Source organism: Streptomyces sp. NPDC048637 (assembly GCF_040650675.1).
Lineage (GTDB): Bacteria > Actinomycetota > Actinomycetes > Streptomycetales > Streptomycetaceae > Streptomyces.
This window is the reverse complement of sequence record NZ_JBEZHQ010000001.1, coordinates 294,784-316,877: the sequence shown is the minus strand read 5'-3', so window position 1 is coordinate 316,877 and position 22,094 is coordinate 294,784. Positions and strand designations below refer to the sequence as shown.

At 70.3% G+C, this 22,094-nt stretch carries 17 protein-coding genes; 10 read left to right on the top strand and 7 right to left on the bottom strand.

Annotation, left to right across the window (positions count from 1 at the left end; all coding sequences use genetic code 11):
- Positions 1-81: 81 nt before the first annotated feature.
- On the bottom strand, positions 82-708 hold the full coding sequence (locus AB0C46_RS01545) for an alpha-ketoglutarate-dependent dioxygenase AlkB (protein ID WP_362824823.1): 627 nt from the start codon (positions 706-708) through the stop codon (positions 82-84).
- A 454-nt stretch (positions 709-1,162) separates the two neighbouring features.
- Between AB0C46_RS01545 and AB0C46_RS01540 the strand changes: the two genes are divergently transcribed.
- The 4 genes from AB0C46_RS01540 (at position 1,163) to AB0C46_RS01525 (ending at position 5,880) form a co-directional block, all read left to right on the top strand.
- Complete coding sequence (locus tag AB0C46_RS01540) at positions 1,163-2,581, top strand: hypothetical protein (RefSeq protein WP_362824822.1); 1,419 nt, start codon at positions 1,163-1,165, stop codon at positions 2,579-2,581.
- 226 nt (positions 2,582-2,807) lie between these two features.
- The gene (locus tag AB0C46_RS01535) at positions 2,808-3,596 is read left to right on the top strand and encodes an aminotransferase class IV (protein ID WP_362824820.1); all 789 of its coding nucleotides are present in this window, start codon (positions 2,808-2,810) and stop codon (positions 3,594-3,596) included.
- Between the two features lie 186 nt (positions 3,597-3,782).
- Complete coding sequence (locus AB0C46_RS01530; protein WP_362824819.1) at positions 3,783-4,541, top strand: IclR family transcriptional regulator; 759 nt, start codon at positions 3,783-3,785, stop codon at positions 4,539-4,541.
- Between the two features lie 103 nt (positions 4,542-4,644).
- Positions 4,645-5,880, top strand: coding sequence for a PP2C family protein-serine/threonine phosphatase (locus tag AB0C46_RS01525; protein ID WP_362824817.1), 1,236 nt, complete (start codon positions 4,645-4,647; stop codon positions 5,878-5,880).
- 326 nt (positions 5,881-6,206) lie between these two features.
- On the opposite strand, the gene AB0C46_RS01520 is transcribed toward AB0C46_RS01525, so the two are convergent.
- Entirely contained in the window at positions 6,207-7,064 is an 858-nt protein-coding gene (locus AB0C46_RS01520; protein WP_362825160.1) for a SigB/SigF/SigG family RNA polymerase sigma factor, read from the bottom strand.
- 585 nt (positions 7,065-7,649) lie between these two features.
- Between AB0C46_RS01520 and AB0C46_RS01515 the strand changes: the two genes are divergently transcribed.
- From AB0C46_RS01515 to AB0C46_RS01500, 4 genes are all read left to right on the top strand, one after another.
- The gene (locus AB0C46_RS01515; protein WP_362824816.1) at positions 7,650-8,564 is read left to right on the top strand and encodes a virginiamycin B lyase; all 915 of its coding nucleotides are present in this window, start codon (positions 7,650-7,652) and stop codon (positions 8,562-8,564) included.
- Positions 8,565-8,953: 389 nt separating this feature from the next.
- A complete protein-coding gene (locus AB0C46_RS01510; RefSeq protein ID WP_362825159.1) occupies positions 8,954-10,243 on the top strand; it encodes a PP2C family protein-serine/threonine phosphatase in 1,290 nt (429 codons plus the stop codon).
- Positions 10,244-10,395: 152 nt separating this feature from the next.
- Positions 10,396-11,238: a DUF1206 domain-containing protein gene (locus tag AB0C46_RS01505; protein ID WP_362824814.1), complete on the top strand. Its 843-nt coding sequence runs from the start codon at positions 10,396-10,398 to the stop codon at positions 11,236-11,238.
- 108 nt (positions 11,239-11,346) lie between these two features.
- The gene (locus AB0C46_RS01500; protein ID WP_362824813.1) at positions 11,347-11,673 is read left to right on the top strand and encodes a hypothetical protein; all 327 of its coding nucleotides are present in this window, start codon (positions 11,347-11,349) and stop codon (positions 11,671-11,673) included.
- Between the two features lie 117 nt (positions 11,674-11,790).
- On the opposite strand, the gene AB0C46_RS01495 is transcribed toward AB0C46_RS01500, so the two are convergent.
- From AB0C46_RS01495 to AB0C46_RS01480, 4 genes are all read right to left on the bottom strand, one after another.
- Positions 11,791-13,605 carry a M28 family peptidase gene (locus AB0C46_RS01495; RefSeq protein WP_362824812.1) on the bottom strand — a complete coding sequence of 605 codons (1,815 nt, stop codon included), beginning with the start codon at positions 13,603-13,605 and terminating at the stop codon, positions 11,791-11,793.
- A gap of 374 nt (positions 13,606-13,979) precedes the next feature.
- Positions 13,980-15,509, bottom strand: a complete 1,530-nt coding sequence (locus tag AB0C46_RS01490) for an aldehyde dehydrogenase family protein (RefSeq protein WP_362824811.1) — start codon at positions 15,507-15,509, stop codon at positions 13,980-13,982.
- A gap of 44 nt (positions 15,510-15,553) precedes the next feature.
- The gene (locus AB0C46_RS01485) at positions 15,554-16,945 is read right to left on the bottom strand and encodes a VOC family protein (protein WP_362825157.1); all 1,392 of its coding nucleotides are present in this window, start codon (positions 16,943-16,945) and stop codon (positions 15,554-15,556) included.
- Between the two features lie 29 nt (positions 16,946-16,974).
- Positions 16,975-18,144, bottom strand: a complete 1,170-nt coding sequence (locus AB0C46_RS01480; RefSeq protein ID WP_362825156.1) for an FAD-binding oxidoreductase — start codon at positions 18,142-18,144, stop codon at positions 16,975-16,977.
- 182 nt (positions 18,145-18,326) lie between these two features.
- On the opposite strand from AB0C46_RS01480, the gene AB0C46_RS01475 reads away from it, so the two are divergent.
- Both AB0C46_RS01475 and AB0C46_RS01470 read left to right on the top strand, forming a co-directional pair.
- Positions 18,327-19,241, top strand: a complete 915-nt coding sequence (locus tag AB0C46_RS01475) for a LysR substrate-binding domain-containing protein (RefSeq protein WP_362824810.1) — start codon at positions 18,327-18,329, stop codon at positions 19,239-19,241.
- 360 nt (positions 19,242-19,601) lie between these two features.
- On the top strand, positions 19,602-20,999 hold the full coding sequence (locus AB0C46_RS01470) for an amino acid permease (protein WP_362824809.1): 1,398 nt from the start codon (positions 19,602-19,604) through the stop codon (positions 20,997-20,999).
- A gap of 79 nt (positions 21,000-21,078) precedes the next feature.
- On the opposite strand, the gene AB0C46_RS01465 is transcribed toward AB0C46_RS01470, so the two are convergent.
- Positions 21,079-21,996 (bottom strand): LysR family transcriptional regulator, encoded by a 918-nt coding sequence (locus AB0C46_RS01465; RefSeq protein ID WP_362824808.1) that lies wholly within the window; start codon positions 21,994-21,996, stop codon positions 21,079-21,081.
- Positions 21,997-22,094 lie beyond the last annotated feature (98 nt).

Below are 22,094 nucleotides of genomic sequence, written 5' to 3'. Positions count from 1 at the left end.
TCCCAGCAGTTGCCGGGCCCCCGAGCCGATCACCGGCTCGGGGGCCCTCTGTCATGACAGCGGAAGGCCGTGGCTGCCCCTTCAGTGCACGCCGTGGGGCCGGAACTGGATGCTGATCCGCGGCCCCGTCGCGCGGGTGGTCTTAGGGATCGCGTGCTCCCAAGTCCGTTGGCAGGAGCCACCCATCACGAGCAGATCCCCGTGCCCGAGCGGCCGCCGCACCGTGGCGCCGCCGCGTCGCGGGCGCAGCAGCAGATCGCGCGGCGCACCCACGGACAGGATCGCGACCATCGTGTCCTCCCGTCTGCCGCGGCCGATCCGGTCCCCGTGCCAGGCCACGCTGTCGTGGCCGTCCCGGTAGTAGCAGAGGCCGGCGGTGGTGAACGGTTCGCCGAGCTCAGTGGCGTAGTGGGCGGAGAGGGCGCGCCTCGCCTCGTCCAGGACGGGGTGCGGCAGGGCGTCGTCGGCCTGATAGAAGGCGAGCAGTCGCGGTACGTCCACCACCTGCTCGTACATCCGCCGGCGCTCGGCCTGCCAGGGAACCCCGGCCGCGAGCTGCTCGAACAGGGCGTCCGCCCCGCTCAGCCACCCGGGCAGCAGATCGGTCCAGGCACCGTCACCGAGCTCGGACCGGCGCATCCCGCGCAGCGGACCGAGCCGGACCTCGTCGGTCTGGTCGAAGAGCGAGCCCTGGAGATGCATGGCCATGCCGTCAGGGTACGCCCCTATTCGAATGTGTGTTCTGTAGTGGTGGGCCGAGCGCCGACTGCCCCATTCCAAGGGCGCCAAAAGGTGATCAGGCCGGTCATCGCCGTGGGGCACCGGAGCGCATACGTCATTCCGCGACTCGCTCCTGCGTGCGACGGAAACCGTTCCTGAGAATCGTTTCTCTCTCACACTTTCGTGCGCCCTGAATTCTCCTGGAGTGACAGGACGCGTCGCCGAAGGGCGAGCGCCGCGGCACGGGTATGCCCTTCCGGCACGAAGGCACTCCGCGACCGGCCCCAGGACTAGGCATGCAACAACACCCCCGGAAGGGACTTCACGCACCTGCGGTTCGAGGCCGTGTCCGGCCCAGCGCCACTGACCAGCAGGCCTCCTGGCACCACACACGCCCCGGTGTCATCGGGGACGTCCAACAGCGGAAGGAACGGAGAGAACCATGGATAACAACCAGGAACTCAACAAGGACCATCTGATGGCGCTGACCATCTACAACCAGCTCTTTTCGGCGCTGACCGGCACCTCACCGGGGGCCGGCGGCTCGCCTCTGCCACCCGCGTTCCAGGCCGACCAGACGTACCTGACGCTCGAACCGGCCGGACGGTTCGTCGATCCCAAGGACTACGCACGGCCCTGGACGCCGGGCAACATGAAGGGCAGTCTCAGCGCCGCCCTCAATCTGGCCCAACTCGCGGACGAGATCCACCTGACCAACCCGGTCACCACCCGGTCGACGGACAAGGTGTCGGCCGTGTATCAGACCCTCCTGCGCGCCAACGTCAACGAACCCGAACCGTCCCAAGAGATCAAGGAAAAGCACGAAGCAGCGTTAAGGGTTCTCTACCGGACGGTCAAGGTGACGGATGAGGACACCGGAGAGGTCTCCGAAAAGACCGTCCCCACCGTCGCGTACCGCGAGTACCGGAAGCTCGAACAGGCCTACCAGGCGGCACTCTCCGCCTATCAGGGTGCCTATTTGGAGGCCAATAAGACGAAGGAAGGTGCGGAGACCTGGCCGCTGATCGCCCCTACCCAGCGGATGCCCGTCACCGCGGCCTGGGACGACTGGCGAGGCGCAGACGCCAACACCATCGAGAGCGCGCTCGCGGTCGTCAACACCACCGAGAACAAGGCGGTGGCCATCGCCTTCAGCAAGGCGAGCGAACTGTTCTCGTCGTATGCGACCAGTCTGCAGGGGCCCTCGTCCGCGGTGACCTACCGCAGCACTGTCCTTCCCAGCGGCTGGGTGTCGGCGGAGGAGGCGGAGGACTGGCCGACCGTGACCATCTCCGCCGGCACCATGGAGGAGACCGACAACCAGGAAGCACACCAGTACGCGGCCAACGGCAATCTCGGCCTCGGCTTCTGGGGCTTCAACCTCGGCGGCAGCGGTGAGGAGAAGGAACAGCGCGAGCGGTCCGACGAAGCGACGAACGATCTGGAAGTGTCCTTCAAGTACTGCCTCTGCACCATTTCGCGTCCCTGGCTCGACGGCACGCTCTTCCGGGCCCCGTACTGGAGCGTCTCGGGCTGGGCGCCCCACCAGGTGTCGGACGGGACCCGCGCCCAGGCGGGTACGTCACTCCCCATGCTGCCCACGGCTTTTCTGTGCGTACGGGACGTGAAAATCACGGCGAAGTGGGGCCGCAAGGACATCGAGAACGCCCAACGGGCCAGTAAATTCAGCGCGGACGTCGGCTGGGGCCCGTTCAAGATGGGCGGATACAAAGCCAGCGACAGCGCCAAGAGCCACCACATGCGGGCGCAGTGGGACGGCCGGACACTCACCCAGCCCGGCCTGCAGATCATCGGATGGGTCCACACCATCGTTCCTGCCTGCCCGCCCGAACAGGGCTGACCTGGACAGTGCGTGCCCGTCCGGCAGCGGACGGGCACGCACTGTGTCGTCTGCCGCGGCCCTCAGGCCCCCGGCAGGCGGCAGCCCAGCCCCCGCCGCAACGCAGCCGATGCCACCCGCCTGCACACACGCGGCGCCATCGTGGTGCTCCAGGGCTTGGGCGCCTGCCGCCCACTCGTTGAGGCCCGGCGCCCTCCCACGGGAAGCGGCATCTAGGATGCTGATCATGACCGATCCCTCCACGCCCCGTATTGAGGTCAACGGCCGTACCACCGAGGCCGATCCGTTGCTGTTCGAGATGATGAGCGGCCAGGGACATTTCACGGCCATGCAGGTCAGAGGAGGCCGCGTACGCGGACTGGATCTCCATCTGCAGCGGCTGGACGCGGCCACCCGTGAGCTCTTCGGCATGGGGCTGGACGGCGAGCTGGTCCGCGGCAGGATCCGCCATGCCCTGCGGGAACGAAGCCAGGACGCAGCGGTCCGTGTGTACGTCTACCATCCCGAGCCCGGCGACGGGCCGGTGACGGTGGTGACCGTCCGTCCCCCGGTCCCCGAGCCCGAGGCCGCGCAGCGTCTGCGCAGTGTGGCGTACCAGCGGCCCGCGGCCCATCTCAAGCATCTCGGCGGATTCGGGCAGCGGTACCACCTGGATCTGGTGCGGCAGGAGGGGTTCGACGAGGCTCTTCTGGTGGCACCGGACGGTGCGGTGGCCGAGGGCGCGATCACCAACGTCGGCTTCGTCGAGGGCGAAACGGTCATCTGGCCCGACGCGCCCGCCCTCCTGGGAACCACCATGCTGGTGCTCCGACGGGAACTGGACCGGGCCGGGATGCCCTGGACACAGCGGCCGGTACACATCCATGACGTCGCCTCCTTCGAGGGGGCCTTCGTCTCCAACTCCCAAGGGGTTGCCGCTGTCTCGGCGATCGACGGCACACGGTTCCCGGCGGATGCGGAGCTGGTGCGCACGGTGCGGAGCCTGTACCGGGCCGCGCCGTGGGACGAGATCTGACCGCCGCCGCCCGGCGTCCCGAGGCGAGGCGTCCGGCACCCTGACGCGTCACCGGCGGCGGGGCGCGGCGGGACGGAAGGCCGGACCGCTTGCCGTGTGTGCTCCGGCGCATACCGTCCGCAAGGGCGACGGGGGCTGCCATGGGACGGCCTTGCCCGGGCGGGGCGCCAGAGGCAGGCTGAACGTATGGGCAACGGTGAGGGCCCCACGCTCATCACCTCCGTCCAGCGAGCCTTCCGGCTGATGGAGGCTGTCGGTGCGCACGAGGGCGGCGCGCCGGCGAAGCAGCTGGCGCGGGAGACGGGGCTGCCGCTCGCCACCGCGTATCACCTCCTGCGCACGCTGACTCACGACGGGTACATCCGGAAGCTGGACGACGGCGGTTTTGTCCTGGGCGAGAAGCTGGCCACGCTGCACGCCGGAGGACGGGGACAGGCGCTGCTGGCCCGGGTCCGGCCCGCGCTCGCGGCGCTGCGGGACGATCTCTCGGCCGCCGCCTATCTGACCTTCTACGAGGACGGCGAGATCCGGGTCGTCGAGATCATGGACGGCCCCCGGGCGCCGCGGGTGGACCTCTGGGTGGGCTTCGAGGACGCCGGGCACGCCACCGCGCTGGGTAAGTGCGTGCTGCGCGAGCTGGATGACGCGGCCCGCGACGACTACCTCTCGCGGCATCCTCTTGCCGATCTCACGCCGCGCACCATCACCGGCCGCGCCGAACTCCTCCGACGGCTCGACACGACGCCCCTGCCGCCGGCGGTGACGGACATGGAGGAGTACGCCCTCGGGACGTTCTGCGTCGCGGTGCCGGTGTACAGCGGTGAGACGCTCGGCTCCCTCGGTGTGTCACTCCGGGCGGACCGGGTCGCCCGCATCGACGAGATCCGGAACCGGCTGATTCCGGCAGCGAACCGCGTGACCAGGGGGCTCTCGCTCACTATCTGAAATTCCGGTTCTTGCGGCCGCCACCCCGCACCCGTTTCCTAGATGAAACGGACATTTAGGCACGTAAGTGCCATGAGCAGGGAAGTGAGCCGCGGACGAGGACATGCGCCCAGCCCGAATCCACCACCACGACCAGCGGCCGCAGTGGCAGCTTGCGCATCCGTTCTCCGCTCTGCGGACGGCTGCCCGGCGCCCCGGCCCGCCCCGGGGCGACGCGCCGTCCGGCGGCGCGGGCGTCCGCCGGCACTTCGCCGCCGGAGTTCCGGTTCTGATCATCGCGGCCGTCGCGTTCCTCGCCCTGACGGGCGGGACCGGGATGAGCTGGCTGCCGCTGCTCGCCGTCGGTCCCGCGCTGGCCGCCGCCACCAGCGGTCCGTGGGGAGTGCTCCGCATCGGTGCGCTGGCCGTGGGGCTGGGCGCGGCCATCGCTGTTCATGCCGGTACGCCGGACGATGAGCTGGCGATCGTGCTGTCCGCACTGTCCGCCGTAACCCTGGCCAGCAGTCTGGCCGGTGCCCTGCGCAGACGTCGAGAACGGGTACTGGCCGCGGTCCGCTCGGTCGCCGAGGCCGCACAGCACGCCTTCCTCAAGCCGGTGCCCGCCACAGTGGGGCATTTCCAGGCGGCGGTCCGGTACAGCGCCGCCGCTGCCGAGGCACGGATCGGCGGAGACCTGTATGCGCTGGTGCCCACGCCCTTCGGCATCCGGCTCATCGTCGGCGACGTACGCGGCAAGGGGCTGCCGGCGGTCGGGGTCGCCGCCCTGGTCCTGGGCGTCTTCCGGGAGGCGGCCTACGACGAGCCGGATCTCCTCGATGTCGTGCACCGCATCGAACGGAGCCTGGCGCGCAACCTCGGCCCGGACGACTTCGTCACCGCGGTGATCGCCGGATACCCCGACGCCGACCGGATGGAGCTGGTCAACTGCGGGCATGCCGCTCCGCTGCTGGTCCAGGACTCGGGCGTGCTGCCCGTGGAGCCTGCCCGGCCGGCCCCGCCGCTCGGTTTGCGGGCCCTCGCCGACGAGGCCCCGCGTCTCCAGGAAGTAGCCCTGGCCGACGGGAACCAGCTGCTCTTCTACACCGATGGTGTGACCGAGGCCCGCGACCACGAGCGGGAGTTCTACCCGCTGAGGGAACGGCTGGCACTGCACCTCTCGGAGGACCCGTCCCACACCCTCGCCGCGCTCCATGAAGATCTGCTCACGCACGTGGGCGGCGAGCTCCACGATGACGCCGCGATGCTCCTGCTCCGGAAGCCGGCCGTCGCCCCGGCGGCAGCGAGCGGCGTCGACGAGCCGGCCGGCCGGTGTCCCTCCCGGTCGGTGGCCGCCGAATAGGACACCGGGGCGGAGGAGGGCGGCCCTTGAAGGTCGTCCTCCTGGTCAGAGCGCGGCCGGGCGGCGGAGACGGTGGCCGGAAGCCCGCCGGCCACGGTCGCCCCGGCCAGCAGGAACCCGGCGGGTGAACTGAGTACAGTCGTTTATGTCGTGGATCGAGATCGACCGCTGGCACGGCTGGGGCAGCCTGAAGGACAGCAGCCAGGCCGGCTGATGACGGGCGGGCCCGGGGAGGTCACAGCGGCGCCGCGTGCCCTCGGCCACCGGCCCCTGACCGCCGCGCCATGTCCGCGCCGTCCCGCTGAGCCGCCGTCACGGCAGCCACGTCATCCCTCGGCGAGCAGTCCCTTGCGCAGGGTGGTGCAGGCGCGGGTCAGCAGGCGCGAGACATGCATCTGGGAGAGGCCGAGCTCCTCGCCGATCTCGGCCTGCGTCATCTCCGCCCCGAAGCGCAGCTGGAGGAGGGTGCGTTCGCGGTCGTCGAGCTTGGCCAGGTGCGGCTTGAGGGCCTGGATGTCCTCTGCCAGGGCGAGGGCGGGGTCCTCGGTGCCGATGAGGTCGGCGACGAGACCGGTCTGCTGCTTGCCGCCACCGCCGGCCTGGATGGGCCGGTCGATGGAGTCGCTGTCGTAGCCGTTGCAGGCCACCAGGCCCTCGGCCACCTCGTCCTCCGCCATGTCCAGGTGGTCGGCGAGCTCCGCGACGGACGGCTCGTGGCTGCCTTGCCCCTCCAGCTCCTCCCGGGCCCGGGCGAGGTCGATCCGGAGCTCCTGCAGGCGCCGCGGCACCCGCACCGACCAGGTGGTGTCGCGGAAGAACCGCTTGATCTCGCCCTGGATATAGGGGACGGCCAGCGTGGTGAACTCCACGTCACGGGAAGGGTCGTAGCGGTCGATCGCCTTGATCAGACCGATCGTCCCGACCTGCAGCACGTCTTCCGTCGACTCCCTGCGGCTGGAGAAACGGCGGGCGACATAGCGCACCAGGGAGAGGTTCATCTCGATGAGAGTGTTCCGCACGTACTGGTACTCGGGCGTGCCTTCCTCCACCGCCTCCAGCCGCTGGAGGAAGAGCTTGGACAACTCCCGTGCGTCGGCGGGGGCGACGCGCTGCGGAGCCTGGATGTGCGGCAGCACCGTCGGAGCCGGAACGGCACACACCTTCGACATGGTCTCCGGCTCCATTCCCGCCGTCATGGTGCTGTTGCTCCTCATCCTCTGGCTCCCGCCTGTTGCTGAGCCCCCGTCGCACGCTCCCCTACCCGTCGCTGCCACATGCATGTCCCGTCGTTCGCGTGCGTTGGCCCGTGGCGGGCGGTGCTGGGGGGCGGTGCTGTGGGGCGCTACCGGCGCGCAGGGGCTCGTCCGGGGTGTTCATCGCCGCGTACCCGTGAAGGCGGTGAGTTCCGGCGTCCGGCCGGATGTTGACCTTGTCCCGGGGGAAGGCCGACGCATCGGCGCGGTCAGCGGGTGTGGCGGTGCGGGATGGGGGCGATGGCGCATGAGCGGCGAGTCCGGGGGGCAACTGAGCGCGCTTTGCGTGCCGTTGGAGATCCATGGGAGCAGGCGGAGGGCACGCGGAGAATCTTGTTGCTTCTGCGGCGGCAGCATGGCAACATTCTTAATGCAACTGATGTAGCGCTAACGGCGGTCGATTACCCCTGCTCCGATGCCGGTCAGCCCTGCTCCCACGCTGCCGCTCCCACGCCTTCGCAAACTCCCCCATCCCCGACCACCGCCCCGCTCTCCGCCGAAAGGACCGGCACGCCGATGCCTCACCGTGTCACCTCGTTCCAGCAGATCCCCGTCTCCGACGCCGACTCGGGCCCGTACGCCCTCACCACCGGCCCCGATGGCGCACTGTGGTGCACCTTGGTCCACGCCGGGCAGATCGCCCGGCTGACACCGGACGGTCAACTCGACCGCTACGCACTCGACTCCGCGTCCTGCGGACCGTCCGTCATCACCTCAGGACCCGACGGCGCGTTGTGGTTCACCCGAAGCCAGGACCATCGGATCGGACGGATCACCGTGACCGGCCAGGCGACCTCGTACCCCCTCCCCACTCCGGGCAGTGGCCCCTTCGGCATGGCGTCCGCCCCCGATGGAGCGCTGTGGTTCACCCAACTGCACGGCGACCGGATCGGCCGGATCACCACGGACGGCCGGGTGACGGAATTTCCGCTGCCCCTCAGCGGCGCGTTCCCCTCAGCCCTCACCACCGGCCCTGATGGCGCCCTGTGGTTCACCCTCAATCAAGCGCATGCGATCGGCCGCATCAGCTTCGACGGCGAGATCACCCTCCACACCCTCCCCACCGAGAACGCCGCACCGGTCGGCATCACCTGCGGCGGAGACGGCGCACTCTGGTTCGTGGAGATAGGCGCCGGCCGGATAGGCCGGATCACCACGGACGGTCAGATCGACGAGTTCCCCCTCCCCGACCCCGCATCCCGGCCCCACGCGATCGTCGCGGGCCCGGCCGGCGACTGCTGGTTCACCGAATGGGGAGCCAACCGCATCGGGTCCATCACCCGTGACGGACACATCGAGGAGTACGACCTGCCGATCGCCTCGTCCGAACCGCATGGGCTGACCTTCGGGCCGGACGGTGCCCTCTACGTGGCGCTGGAAGTCGGAGCGGTTGCCCGACTGACGGTCTCAGATCCGGAGGAGCCTGTCTGATCGTTGATCTTGTGGCAGGGCCAGGCGAGCTGACGGAGGCGGCGCGGGGGCGAAGAGTTCCTCTCCTTCCGCCAGTAGCCAGATCTCCCAGTCCCCCATGATCGCCAGGCTACCGATCCCCTCTCGTCCCTCCTCCCGTCTCCTCCCGCTCGTCGCTTCCCGTCACTCAGGGCCCACCCTCCGCAACCCGGAGGTATCCCTCCTGTGCCGCGCCGCGGTGGCGCTGTCGGTGAGCTCCGTCGGGTGTCACCATCGACAGCACAGGCATCGCGCCTGGCCGCAGGAGCAGCCGACGGTGTCGCAGAAGGGACAGCCCACAGGGCGGACGGCTCGGCGGGCCGACGCCGAGGAAAGGGGCCTCCATGAGCAGTCCAGCCGCCCGGGGGCGGATGCTGGGTGACCTGATTGCCGCGAGCCATGTGGTCACGCTGGAGCAGATCCCGGACCTGGTCGCCAAGCACGCGGCCAAGGTCGGCTGGCTGGAGGTGCAGATCTACCTCGCCGATCTGCAGCAGGTCATTCTGTGCCGGCTCGCCGGCCAAACGCCCGGTTCCGGCGGAGGGACGGAGCCGGAGTCGGATGTGGTGCGGGTGGAAGGCACGCTCGCCGGCCGGGCGTTCCAGACAGGGGGCATCGTCGCGGGCGCCACCTCCGAGACCGGCCGGTGGTGGGTACCGATGCTCGACGGCACCGAGCGGCTGGGAGTGCTGCGCGCCACCGCCGCCCCGGGCATGGAGCTGGACGCCCAAGCGGCCCAGGACCTGCGCAACCTCGGCGGGCTGATCGCCTTGATGGTGGTCAGTAAGCGAGGAGCCAGCGATACCTACGCCCGGCTGGTACGGCGCCGGAGGATGAATGTCGCTGCGGAGATGGAGTGGCGCGTCATGCCGCCCAGAACCTTCGCCACCGACCGGGTGCTGATCAGTGCGGTGATGGAGCCCGCCTATGAGGTCAGCGGCGATGTGTTCGACTACGCCATCGCCGAGGAGACCGTGCACCTGGCGCTCTTCGACGCCATGGGCCACGACACGGCCGCCGGACTGACCGCGAACCTCGCGCTCGCCGCCAGCCGTAACCACCGCCGGCGGAACTTCGGAATGCTGCAGATCGCCGAGGCCGTGGAACAGGCCCTCGCGGAGCAGTTCGACGGGGACCGCTTCGCCACCGGCATCCTGGCCGAACTGAACGCCGCCACCGGAGTGCTGACCTGGACCAGTCTCGGACACCCGCTGCCGGTCATCATCCGCAAGGGGCGCACGGCCCTGGCCCTGTCCTGCTCGCCCGCCCCTCCCATGGGCACCGGCCTGGGCGTGCCGCCCACACTCTGCCGGGACCAGCTGGAGCCCGGCGACCGTCTGCTGCTCCACACCGACGGCATCACCGAGGCCCGTGATCACAAAGGACGGGAATTCGGCCTGGAGGGCTTCACCGACTTCCTCATCCAGCACCATGCCGACGGACTACCGGTGCCCGAGACGCTGCGCCGGCTGATCCGGCGTCACCTCGCCTACCACGACGGGCGGCTCGAAGACGATGCCACCGTTCTGCTGCTGGAATGGAGCGGTCCCACCCCCTACCGCCCCGCCCGCGTCGAAGCCCTCGCCGGTCTCCCCGAACACACCACCCCCGCCACCGCCCTTCCCACCCCCTGGCCGGCTCCCGGCGCCGACGCCGGGTGACGCCTCCGCGCCAGGGGTGCCGTCGGGGCGGAGCGGATGCTGGCGACGTACGCAGACCGGCTGAGAGCGAACGGGCCGGGGTTTCCGTTCTGCGGCCAGGGGCAAACGGAGTGCACCCTCGACGGCGGGGGAAGGGCCTCTGGAGGCAACGCATGCACACGGCATCCGCGGTACCCCGTAGTGGACGAGGCACCGCCCACCGCGCGGCCCGTAGCTCCGCGGTCCGGGCCGCGGCACGTGGTGGTTTCGTGGCCCGGGGCGTGATCTACCTCCTCGTGGGGGTGCTGGCGCTGCGGATCGCGTTCGGTGACTCCGGTGAGCAGGCCGACCGGGGCGGGGCGCTGGCAGAGCTCGCCGCCCGGCCGTTCGGCGGCCTGCTGATCTGGGCGCTCGGTCTGGGCCTGGCGGGGATGGCGCTGTGGCGGCTGTCCGAGGCGGGGTTCGGCGCGGCCGGGCCCGACGGGCACAAGGCCGGTACGCGACTGCTGTCGTTCGCCCGTTGCGTGTTCTACGCCGTGGTGTCGTTCTCCGTCATCTCCTTCGCCGCAGGGAAGCAGGGCAGCGGAAGCGGAGCGAGCGACCAGCAGTCCCGGGATGCCACGGCCCAGGCGCTGGGCCTGCCCGGCGGGCCCTGGCTGGTGGCGGCCTCGGGAGCGGGCATCGCCGTCACCGGAGCCTGGATCGCGGTGCGCGCCGTCCTCCGCAGGTTTCACCAGCACCTCGACAGGAGCGGAATGTCGCCACGGCTGAAGCGCGGCGTGGATGTGCTCGGCGTCTTCGGTGGTCTCGCCCGCGGTGGGGTGTTCGCGGTCGCCGGGGTGTTCGTCGTCAAGGCCGCGGTGACCTATGACCCCGGCAGGGCCAAAGGCATGGACGACACGCTCCGCTCCTTCGCGGACACCTCCGCCGGCCCCTGGCTGCTCGCCGCGATCGCCGCGGGCCTTGCCCTGTTCGGCCTCTTCTCGTTCACCATGGCCCGGTGGCGCAACGTCTGAAGACGTCGCGCCGGGCGGGCGGTGCGGATCCGGCGGCTCTTCGCGGCCCACCGGAATCAGCACAGCACGCCGACCACTCCCCTGCCCCACGACAGGAGTTCACCTCGTATGACCGAGACCCATCAGAACGCCCGGACGGTACGAGCGGTGTTCCGCGCGGAGGCCTTTGTGCGGAACGGCCGCTGGCACCTTGAAGTCGCCAGCCTCGACCGCGAGCCCGAGACCGGCGACACCGAGGCTCTGCTCGTCACCCTGTGGCCCGTCGAGGACACCCCCGAGGGCACCGGCTTCCCGGCAGTCTCGCTCCGCGAGCAACTGCACAAGAACGGCTTCGCCCTCGCCGCCCCGGACCACGGCACCGGCGGCTGGACGCCCACCGGCGACCGGGGCCACTACACCGCCGCGTGCTACCCGACGGGCGAGGCGACGGCCTGACCCCCTCGCGCGCCCGGGCACTCCGTACCTCCTCGGAGCCGGACGGTGAGCAGCCGCAAAAGGAGGGGCACCGGAGGGGCGAGGCACACCAGGACGTGCCCCTCCGGTGCCGTCAGATCAGCCGGTCTGCAGCGCCGCGTCGTCGACGACGAAGCTGGTCTGGAGGCTGGCGTCTTCGGTGGCGGTGAAGGTCAGGGTGATCCGTTGGCCGATGTAGGGGCTCAGGTCCAGGGTGCGCTGGGTGTAGCCGCTCGATGCGTCGGTGTTGGAGTGGGTGGTCAGGGTGGTGCTGCCCACCTTGACCTTGAAGGTGTCGTAGGCGACACGCTCGGTCTCATCGGTGTCGATGTGCAGCCAGTAGGTCAAGGTGGCCTTGCCGCAGCCGGCCGGGACGGTCACCGACTGGCTGAGGGAGTCGGTGGCGGAGGAGCCGTAGCCGCCGAGCCAGGCGAATCTGCTGCCGCTGTGGGCGGACCGGCCGGTGTGGGCACCGATCGTCCCGGTGTCCCCCGTCCAGGGTGTGGTGCCGCTCTCGAATCCGCCGTTGGCGAGGAGCTGTTGGCCGGTGCAGCTGCCGGTTCCCTTGACGGTCAGGGTGTAGGTCGTGGTGTGGGTGACGGACCCGGTACCGGTGACGGTGAGGGGGTAGGTGCCGGGTGCGGTACCCGCGGTCGTGGCGACGGTCATGGTGGAGCTGCTGCCGGAGGTCACCGAGGCGGGGTGGAAGGAGACGGTCACCCCGGCCGGCGCGCCCGTGGCCGTCAGCTTCACCGTCTGGGCGGATCCACTGGTGGTCGCCGTGGAGACGGTGCTGGTGGCCGGGGTGCCCGGGTCGACACTGCCGGCGGCCGGGCTGGTGGCCAGGGAGAAGTCGTTCGCCGGGGTGGAGTTGGTGACGGCGAGGTTCCACAGGGTGTAGGCGATGCCGTCGACGCTGCGGTTCAGTCCGGTGGCGTTGATGTTGCCGGTGGTGTCGCAGGACTGGTGATAGCAGGGGTCGTAGGCGCGGTTGGCGGTGCCGCCCCACTTGGCCGCCTGCGCCGACGTCTTTCTGGCACCGGCGCCCATCGCGTATCCGGAGGTCGGGATGCCGGCCTGCTCGAAGGAGTAGTCGTCGGAGCGGCCGGCGCCCTCGGTGTTCTCCTCGGGCTGGAGGCTGAGGGAGTCCCAGTACGCCTTCATCGGCTGGGCGGCGGTGGAGTTGACGTGGTTGATGAAGTAGCCGCCGTTGGTCGAGGCGATCATGTCGAAGTTGTAGTACGCCTTGATCCTCGACCGCTCGGCGGAGGAGAGCGAACCGACGTAGAAGTCGGAGCCGTTGAGGCCCTGCTCCTCGTCCGTCCACCAGCCGAAGCGGACCCGGGCCGCCATGGCGGGGTGCTGTTCGGCGAGGGTGAGTGCCGTCTCCAGCAGCGCGGCCGAGCCGGAGCCGTTGTCATTGATGCCCGGTCCCGCACCGACGCTGTCGAGGTGGGAGCCGAACATATAGACCTTGCTCGCGTCGCCCTGCGGCCATTCGGCGATCAGGTTGGGTCCGGCCCCGCTCGCACAGCCGGAGGTGCAGGGCTGTTCGGTGACGGTGTAGCCGGCTGCCTGCAGCTTGCTCTTGGCGTAGGCGACGGAGTCCCGGTAGCCCTGTCCGCTGGACTTACGGGTGCCGCCGTTGCGGGTGGCGATGTTGTTCAGTTCGGTGAGATGTGCCTGGACCTTGGCCACATCGATGTCCGGGGCGACGGCGGCCGGAGTGCTGCCGGCGGCGGGACCGTTGGCCGGTGCGCCAGGAACGCTGCCCGCGGCCTGGCCGAGCGATATCGCGTGGGTGGCCGGGTGGGTCCGGGAGGTCGCCGCGGCCGTGGGGGCTACGGCCAGCGCGGCCGCTCCGATGGTGGCGGCGAGGGATACCCCGGCCACCGCGAGTCTTCGTAACACCATGGCTCCTTGAGGGGGTAGGGAGTGCTACCGGCGGAGGTTCTGGTGGAGCACCGGGCCATGGCGGCGTCGTGTTCGTCCGGCCGGCTCCGGCGAAATGGGCTGATGCGCGGCCGGAGACGACATGTCCATGACCCAGGCCGCCGTACCATCACACCGCGACCCCCACGGCGTCAACGGATGTCCCCGCGCGGAGCGTTGTTTGTCGAAAAACGGCAGCTGGCGCCCGATATCCGGGCACCTGGCGGCGCTCGTGACCGCTGCCGGACCGGACGGCGAGGCCCTCGATGACACGGCGAACCCCCGCCCCGGCTCGCAAGCAGGGCGGGGGTTCAGATTCCGCTCACGCGGATGACGGGCCGTCAAGCGGCCGGTGTTTAAAGGAAGCTGACGTTCTGGGCGAGGGCGAGCCGGCTGGAGTAGTTGATGGTGTTGGTGGCGGAGCGCATGTAGGCGCGCCAGGCGTCGGAGCCGGACTCGCGGCCGCCACCGGTCTCCTTCTCGCCGCCGAAGGCGCCACCGATCTCGGCGCCTGAGGTGCCGATGTTCACGTTGGCGATACCGCAGTCGGAGCCCTCCGCGGACAGGAAGAGCTCGGCCTCCTGCTGGTCCCGGGTGAAGATGCTGGACGAGAGGCCCTGCGGGACGTCGTTGTGCAGGGCGATGGCCTGGTCCAGCGTCTCGTAGGTCTGCACGTACAGGATGGGGGCGAAGGTCTCCTCGCGGACGACATCGGTCTGTTCGTCGACGCGGACGATGACCGGTTCGACGTAACTGGCCCTGGGCGCCGCGTCGGTGAGGCGCCGGTTGCCGCCGGCCAGGATCTTGCCGCCCTCCGCCTGTGCGCGGGTGAGGGCGTCCTGCATGGTCTCCAGGGCCTGCGGGGTGATGAGGGGTCCGACGAGGGTGGTCTCGTCGAAGGGGTCGCCGATGGGGAGCTTCTGATAGGCGGCGGTCAGCCGGGCGATGAGGGTGTCGGCGATGTCCCGGTGAACGATGAGACGGCGCAGAGTGGTGCAGCGCTGCCCCGCGGTGCCGGCCGCCGCGAAGACGATGCCCTGGACGGCGAGGTCGAGGTCGGCGGAGGGGGCGACGACAGCGGCGTTGTTGCCGCCGAGTTCCAGCAGAGTGCGGCCGAAGCGGGCGGCGACGCGGGGGCCGACCTCGCGTCCCATGCGGGTCGAACCGGTGGCGCTGACCAGCGCGACCCGGGGGTCGTCCACGAGCTTTTCGCCGACGGTGCGGTCGCCCAGCAGCAGGCGGTGCACATCCCGCGGGGCACCGACCTCTTCGGCGGCCCGGTCCAGCAGCCGGTCGCAGGCGAGCGAGATCAGCGAGGTGAGCTCGGAGGGCTTCCAGATCACGGTGTCGCCGCAGGCCAGGGCCACAGCGGTGTTCCACGACCAGACGGCGGCGGGGAAGTTGAACGCCGAGATCACACCGACCACACCGAGGGGGTGCCAGGTTTCGGCGAGGCGGTGGCCGGGGCGCTCGGAGGCGATCGTCCGGCCGTAGAGCTGGCGGGACAGACCGACGGCGAAGTCGCAGATGTCGATCATTTCCTGGACCTCACCGAGCGCCTCGGAGCGGATCTTGCCCGCTTCGATGGTGATGAGGTCGGCCAGGTCGCTCTGGTGCTCCCGCAGCAGCTCCCCCAGGCGGCGGACGAGTTCGCCGCGGCGGGGCGCCGGGGTCGTGCGCCAGGTGAGGAAGGCCTCGCGGGAGGCGGTGAGGGCCTCCTCGGTGTCGGCTGCGGTGGCGGCCCGCAGACCGAAGAGGTCTTCGCCGGTGATGGGGCTGCGGGCGTGGAAATCGCCGCCTTCCACGACGGTGACGCCGACGCGGGCAAGGCTGGTGCGGGCGCGGGTGCGCAGGTCCTCGGTGGTGGGGAGGGCGGTGCCGGTCATGATGCTCCTTGGGGTGTGGAGGGGTGAGGTGACGGATCGGCGGGTCAGCCGGGCAGGCCGTCCAGGGCGAGTTCCCGGGCGATCTGGGTGAGGGAGTGGTTCTGCTGCTCCTCGTAGAGGTCGAAGGGGTCCAGGACGTCGCGGTCGAGGGCGCCGGAGAGCCATGTGCTGTCGTAGGCGATGCCGGTGTGGTCGTTGTTCCTGGAGCCTTCGTCGCTGAGGTTGGACTGGAAGATGCCGGCGGCGGAGCGTGGCAGGAAGTCTTCGTAGACGAGGGGTTCGGCCCGGATCCAGCCCTGCTGGAGCAGCTCTTCGAGGCCGGCGGGCGGGCGGCTGCCGTCGGCCGGCCGGTCGGGTGCGACGTGGTAGGTGAAGTGCGCCAGGCCCTGGGTGGCGAGGGCGTGCTCGGTGTCGGGGAGTTCCGAGGTCCACAGGGCGCGGGCGACATCGGCCCGGTCGGCCTGCGGGTCACGGGCGGCCAGTTCGTCGACGCGGGCGAGCAGGGCGTCGTATCGGGCCCGGCCCTGGCGGGTGAGGGCGATGCCACGGGCTTCGACCTCACCGAAGCGCACCCGCAGGGCTCCGCTGGTCACCTGGCCGCCGGGGGTGCGCAGGGCGCGGGGCTCGGCCAGGGCGCGGAAGGAGGTCTGGCGCAGCAGGACGTCGGGGCCCTGCCATCGGGGTGGGCCCTGGATGGTGTCGATCATTTCGATGCCGCGTTCGGTCATGCGCCGGTAGAGGGTGTCGATGTCGAGGACGCGGGGGGTGAGGTGGTTGATGTGGGTGCTGGTCACGCCGCCGATGTCGGCTGCGACGGCGGAGACCTTCTCCAGGGTTTGGTACCACGCCTGGTCGACGGGTTCGGGGGACAGTTCGAAGACCTGCACGGCGAGGTGGAGGAAGCGTTCGGCGTCGGTGTCGGACAGTTCCCCGGCGCCTTCCGCGCGGTCGGCCAGGGCCAGCAGTTCCGGGGGGAACAGCTGCCGTTCGGCCAGGAAGTTCTCCAGGCGGGCGCGCAGTTCGGGGTCGAAGAAGCGGGGGTCTGCCGGGGTGAGCATGGAGGTGAAGACACGGAACGGGTTCCGTGCCAGCTCCTGGCCGTCGACGGGGCGGAAGGCGGTCGAGACGACGGGGACCGCGCTGGCGGCGGCCTCCCGCAGGTCGTAGAAACCCACCGGATACATCCCCAGCGCGCCGAAGATGCGGGCGACCTGCTGGAGTTCGCCGGGTGTGCCGACCCGGATGGCGCCGTGCCGCTCCGCGGTCACCCGGCCGATCGAACCCAGCCGCTCGGCATCGGCGCCCCGCTCACGCAGCACCTCCTCGTTGACCTCGCGGGAGACGTCCACAAGCGTCGTGTAGGCGGGGACCTCCCGCCCGTACATGTCGGAGAGCCGCCGGGCGAAGGCGGCGCGCAGTTGCCACTGGCTGAACATCGACAGGTCTGCCTTTCGGTCGGGGGAACTCACACCACGTGTGCTTCGGGGCGGGTCTCGGCACCGGTCGTGAACCGGTCGGCGCTGAGCGGGGTGACGTCCACGAACGGGGTGCGGCCGAGGTGGATGTCGCGCATGATCTCGCCGACCGCGGGGGCCTGCAGAAAGCCATGGCCGGAAAACCCGGTGGCGTACAGGAAGTTGGGCAGCGCGCCGGAGCGTCCGATCAGTGCGTTGTGGTCCGGGGTGACCTCGTACAGTCCGGCCCAGCCGCCGTTCGTCTCCATGTCGGCGAGGGCGGGGGCCCGGCGCCGTGCGGCGGCGCGGAAGAGTTCGAGCCAGTCCGGTGTCCAGGTGGTGTCGAAGCCGTCGGTCTGGGCGGGGTCGGCGAGGCCGAAGAGCAGTCCGTCGTCGCTGTTGTGGAAGTAGGCCGTGGAGGCGAAGTCGATGGTGAAGGGGATGCGCGGGGCGGGCGGTGCCGTCGGTGTGGTGAAGGCGAGCTGGCGGCGTACCGGGCGCACCGGGAGGTGGACGCCTGCCATCTCGCCGATCCGTGCGGACCAGGCGCCCGCGGCGCAGATCACCGTGGAGCAGGAGATCCGGCCGTGATCGGTGTGGACGGCCGTGACCCGGTCGCCGGTGGTGTCGAGGCCGGTGACGGCGGTGTGCGGGGCGAACACCACACCCGCCCGCTCGGCGGCGCGCGCATAGCCCTGGACCGCCAGTCCGGGCCGGGCATGGCCGTCGGTCGGGGAGTAGGCGGCGGCCACCAGCCCGTCGGTGCTGACGTAGGGGCACAGCTGCTGTGCCTCGCGGGGCCCGATCATGCGGCTGGGGACGCCGAAGCTGTTCTGGATGTCGACGCCGGTCTCGAAATCCGTGGCCTGCTGGTCGCTGGTGAGCAGGAAGAGATAACCGACGCTGTCCAGCCGGATGTCGGTGCCGGGCCGCCGCGGGAAGTCCTGCCAGGCGCGCAGACTCCTGCTGCCCAGTGCGATGTTGAGCGGGTCGGAGAACTGCGCCCGCACACCGCCGATCGGCTTGCCCGAGCTGCCGCTGCCCAGCTCACCGCGTTCGACCACGACAATGTTGGACACCCCGGCCTCGGCCAGGTGGAACGCGATGCTGGTACCGATCACACCGCCGCCGACGATCACCACGTCGGCCGTGGGCGGGACGGTGCGGGAGGTGGATGACATGGACAAGAGGCCGATCCCTTCCAGAGGCCCGGACCTGTGCCGGTGGGCATCCGTCCGGCACGTCGGCTGGGCTGTCAGTGCATGGCGAGAAGAGCTGATCAGCTAGCTGCCCGTCATCGTGCAGCAACCCAACCGTTGACGTCTACGAACAGTTACTGCGTCTGATCTATTAGGATCTCTATATGGACTGGACGAGTGCCCAGCTGCGGTCCTTGGTGGAGCTGACCAGGCGCGGCACGATCACCGCGGCAGCACAGGCCCTGGGCTACACGCCCGGCGGGGTCTCGCAGCAGATCGCCGCGCTGGAGAAGGCCGCGGGCGTGGAGCTGCTGCGGCGGGTCGGGCGGCGGGTGGAACTGACCGATGCCGGCCGGACGCTGTCCCGGCACGCGGAGCGGATCCTGTCCACGGAGGCGGAAGCCGTCGAGGCCCTGGAGCGCACCCGGCGCGAGATCTCCGGCGTCCTGCAGGTGGGGCTGTTCGCCACGGCGGCCGCCGAGCTGCTGCCGCCGGCGTTGCAGGAGGCCCGGCGGGCCCATCCCGGGCTGACGGTGCAGAGCCGCGACATGGATGTGGACGAGGTGCACGACGCCGTCGCGTCCGGCGCGGTGGACCTGGCGCTCGGTCTGGACTACCCGGATGTGCCGATTCCGCGCGAGCCCGCGCTGCGGGTGCGGCGGCTGTACCGCGAGCGGTTCTCGCTGGCGGTACCGGCCGGATCGATGGCGGGACGCGAGGTGGTCGGCCTCGCGGAGACCCAGGATCTGGGCTGGATCCTGCCGTCGGCCGACAGCTACTACGGGCGCGCGGTGCGCACCGCCTGCCGGCGGGCGGGTGTCGAACCGCGGGTCCAGCACGAGGTGACCGATACCGCGGCCACGCTGGCGCTCGTCGAGGCGGGGATCGGGGTGAGCACGGTGACGGATCTGATGCTGGGCCTGCGTGCGTCACGGCTGGATGTGGTGCGGCTGCGGGAGCGGATCGAGCGGCACATCGTGGTGATGTTCCGTTCCTCCGTCGAGCACCGGCCCACGGTGACGGCTCTGGTCGACGTCCTGCGGGCGGTGTCCGGAGCCCGCCATGCCCCCTCCGACTAGCCGACGCTCGCGCACAACATCCTTGCGGCCTGGGCGAGTTGCCCTGCCCCGGGCAAGGTGCCGTTGACAAGAGAGCCTGAGCTCCTCGTGCTGCGACGCAGCCGCACCAGTTTTCCTTGCCCTCAGCACCGCAAGTTGTCGCGCTGCGGTCCCTTTTGCCGGGGAGCATCGTGAGTGATGGTTTCAGGCCAGTGGTGACCCACGCCACGACGGTGGCCCGTCGTGCCGCCGCTGCCTGACAGGGAGCGATCGATGTCCCCCCATCACACCTCGAAATCTGCACTCCCCGCCTTGCTGGGAAGAGGCCCCAAGGGGGTCTTCAGGCGAACACTGCCCAATGAACAGCCCACCGGTGCACGCATGGTGCGCACGCTGGGCCTGACCCAGCTGACGATGATCGGCATCGGCGCCATCATCGGGGCCGGCATCTTCAGTCTGGCCGCGGCCGTCGCCCGGGACGTGGCCGGTCCCGCCGTCCTGATCTCGTTCCTCGTGGCCGGCGCCGCGTCGCTCTGCGCGGCCTTCGCCTACGCCGAGTTCGCCGGCATGGTGCCGAAGGCCGGCTCGTCCTACACCTATTGCGCCGCGGTGCTCGGGGAGATCGTCGGCTGGATCGTCGGCTGGGACCTGCTCCTGGAGTACACCGCCATCGTCGCCGTCGTGGCGATCGGCATGTCGGGCTATCTGGGATTCCTGCTGGAGGCCGTCGGCATCCATCTGCCGGCCTGGGCGCTGGGCGCTCCCGGCACCGGGTCCGGCCACAAGATCGACCTGCTCGCGGTGGCGATCTGCCTCGGGGTGGCCTGGCTGCTGACCCGCGGCACCCGCACCTCGGCCCGGGTGGAGACGGTGCTGACCATCGTCAAGATCGCGATCGTGGTGCTGGTGATCGTGGTCGGCTTCACCAAGGTCGACAGCGGCAATCTGCAGCCGTTTGCGCCGTTCGGTCTCGGCGGGGCGTTCACCGGGGCGGCGACGGTCTTCTTCGCCGTCTTCGGCTATGACGCACTGAGCACCGCCGCGGAGGAGTCACTGGAGGCACGGCGCAAGCTGCCGAAGGCGATGATGCTGTCGCTGGCGGTCTCCATGGTGCTGTACGTGCTGGTCTGCATCGTGCTCACCGGTATGCAGCACTACAGCGAGATCAATCCGAAGAGCGGTATCTCCAGTGCGTTCCAGAGTGTGGGGCTGAGCGGGCTGGCCAATGTGATCGCCGTCGGCGCGGTCATCGGCATCGTCACCGTGACCTTTTCCTTCATGATGGGCGCCTCCCGGCTGTGGTACGCCCTCAGCCGCGACGGCCTGATGCCCGCCTGGTTCGGCGCCATCCACCCCAAGCGCAAGGTTCCGCACCGCGCCACCTGGGTGATCGGTGGGGTCTCCGCCGTGCTGGCGGGTGTGCTGCCCATCAACGCCGTCGCCGAACTCACCAATATCGGCGTGCTGCTGGCATTCGTGGTGGTCTCCGCCTCCGTCTTGCTGCTGCGCTACAAGAAGCCGCACCTCAAGCGCGGTTTCCGGTGTCCGGGCATGCCGGTGGTGCCCGTTCTCGGCATCGTCTTCTCCATCTGGCTGATGTCGTTCCTCCAGTGGGAGACCTGGGTGCGGCTCGGCTGCTGGCTGCTCGTCGGCCTGATCATCTACGCCGCCTACGGCTACCGGCGCACCCGCAGGGTCATGCCGGGAGGCTCGGTGGATCTCGACACCCTGGACGACCTGTCCGAATCCGATGAGGCCGAGCCCGCTCCCGTTCCGTGACGGACGATCGGCCGCCCCTGCCGGCGCTCCGTCCCTCCCCCCTCCCCGGGAGGGACGGAGCCCGCCTCCGCCCGGACCGTCATTCGGCCCCCGCGGGATGCAGATACGGCTCACCGGACGGCACCGCACGGCGCAGACAGCTGAGCATGGCGGGGAGCAGCGGGTTGCTGTTCTCGCTGCGGTGCAGCGCCATCACCTGGCGGTGGGCGGCGCGCTGGGTGAGCCGGGTGGCCTCGACGCCCTCGCTGGGCAGGTGCCCCAGTGCCGGGACCACAGCCACGCCGAGGCCGGCGGACACCAGCTCCCGCACCACGGCGTAGTTGTTGCTGCGGAAGGCGACGGCGGCCTCGAAGCCCGCGGCCGCGCACAGCCGGACGAACGACCGCGCCCCGGCGGTGTCCTCCCGGCTGGTGATCCAGCGGGCCCCGGACAGCTGGGACAGCTGCGCGCTCAGACCGCTGTCGCGGGCCCTGAGCAGGATGAGGTCCTCCCGCAACAGGTGGTGGCGGGTCAGGCCCGCCGGCCACTGCCAGGGGCTGAGCCCGTACTCGTAGACCAGCGCGACGTCCAGATCACCGTGGCTGAGCGCGGTGATGAGCTCTTCCGGTTCGGCCTCCTCCAGCTGGATCTGCGCGCGCGGTTGGGTCTCGACGAGGGCGGACAGCGCCGAGGGCACCAGCCGGACATCGGCCGTGGGAAAGCTGCCCAGCCGCAGCCGGCCGGTGGCGCCGGTGGCGAGCTCCTGCACCTGGTGGTCCAGATCGTCCATGGCGGCCAGCACATGGGTACTGAGATCGACCAGACGGTGGGCAGCGGCGGTGGGGCGGATGCCGTGTGCCTCCCGCTCGAACAGCACCAGCCCGGTCTCCTTCTCCAGGGCGGAGATCTGCTGCGAGATGGCGGACGCGGTATAGCCGAGGTCGCGGGCCGCGAGGGCGAACGATTCGCTGCGGACGACGGTCTTCAGCGTGAGCAGATGCAGTGGTTTCAGCAACACGGCTCCCAGGGAGGCGGGAGGACGAGCATAAGCATTCATTGCCCTCAAGCGTCAATACTTTCGCCCTGCTGGGCCTTGTCCGGTGCCCCGGCCGACCC

Coding starts and splice junctions, on each gene's coding strand:
- AB0C46_RS01545 (WP_362824823.1), bottom strand. CDS start 708: ATGGCCATGCATCTCCAGGGCTCGCTCTTCGACCAGACCGACGAGGTC.
- AB0C46_RS01540 (WP_362824822.1), top strand. CDS start 1,163: ATGGATAACAACCAGGAACTCAACAAGGACCATCTGATGGCGCTGACC.
- AB0C46_RS01535 (WP_362824820.1), top strand. CDS start 2,808: ATGACCGATCCCTCCACGCCCCGTATTGAGGTCAACGGCCGTACCACC.
- AB0C46_RS01530 (WP_362824819.1), top strand. CDS start 3,783: ATGGGCAACGGTGAGGGCCCCACGCTCATCACCTCCGTCCAGCGAGCC.
- AB0C46_RS01525 (WP_362824817.1), top strand. CDS start 4,645: ATGCGCCCAGCCCGAATCCACCACCACGACCAGCGGCCGCAGTGGCAG.
- AB0C46_RS01520 (WP_362825160.1), bottom strand. CDS start 7,064: ATGGAGCCGGAGACCATGTCGAAGGTGTGTGCCGTTCCGGCTCCGACG.
- AB0C46_RS01515 (WP_362824816.1), top strand. CDS start 7,650: ATGCCTCACCGTGTCACCTCGTTCCAGCAGATCCCCGTCTCCGACGCC.
- AB0C46_RS01510 (WP_362825159.1), top strand. CDS start 8,954: ATGCTGGGTGACCTGATTGCCGCGAGCCATGTGGTCACGCTGGAGCAG.
- AB0C46_RS01505 (WP_362824814.1), top strand. CDS start 10,396: ATGCACACGGCATCCGCGGTACCCCGTAGTGGACGAGGCACCGCCCAC.
- AB0C46_RS01500 (WP_362824813.1), top strand. CDS start 11,347: ATGACCGAGACCCATCAGAACGCCCGGACGGTACGAGCGGTGTTCCGC.
- AB0C46_RS01495 (WP_362824812.1), bottom strand. CDS start 13,605: ATGGTGTTACGAAGACTCGCGGTGGCCGGGGTATCCCTCGCCGCCACC.
- AB0C46_RS01490 (WP_362824811.1), bottom strand. CDS start 15,509: ATGACCGGCACCGCCCTCCCCACCACCGAGGACCTGCGCACCCGCGCC.
- AB0C46_RS01485 (WP_362825157.1), bottom strand. CDS start 16,945: ATGTTCAGCCAGTGGCAACTGCGCGCCGCCTTCGCCCGGCGGCTCTCC.
- AB0C46_RS01480 (WP_362825156.1), bottom strand. CDS start 18,144: ATGTCATCCACCTCCCGCACCGTCCCGCCCACGGCCGACGTGGTGATC.
- AB0C46_RS01475 (WP_362824810.1), top strand. CDS start 18,327: ATGGACTGGACGAGTGCCCAGCTGCGGTCCTTGGTGGAGCTGACCAGG.
- AB0C46_RS01470 (WP_362824809.1), top strand. CDS start 19,602: ATGGTGCGCACGCTGGGCCTGACCCAGCTGACGATGATCGGCATCGGC.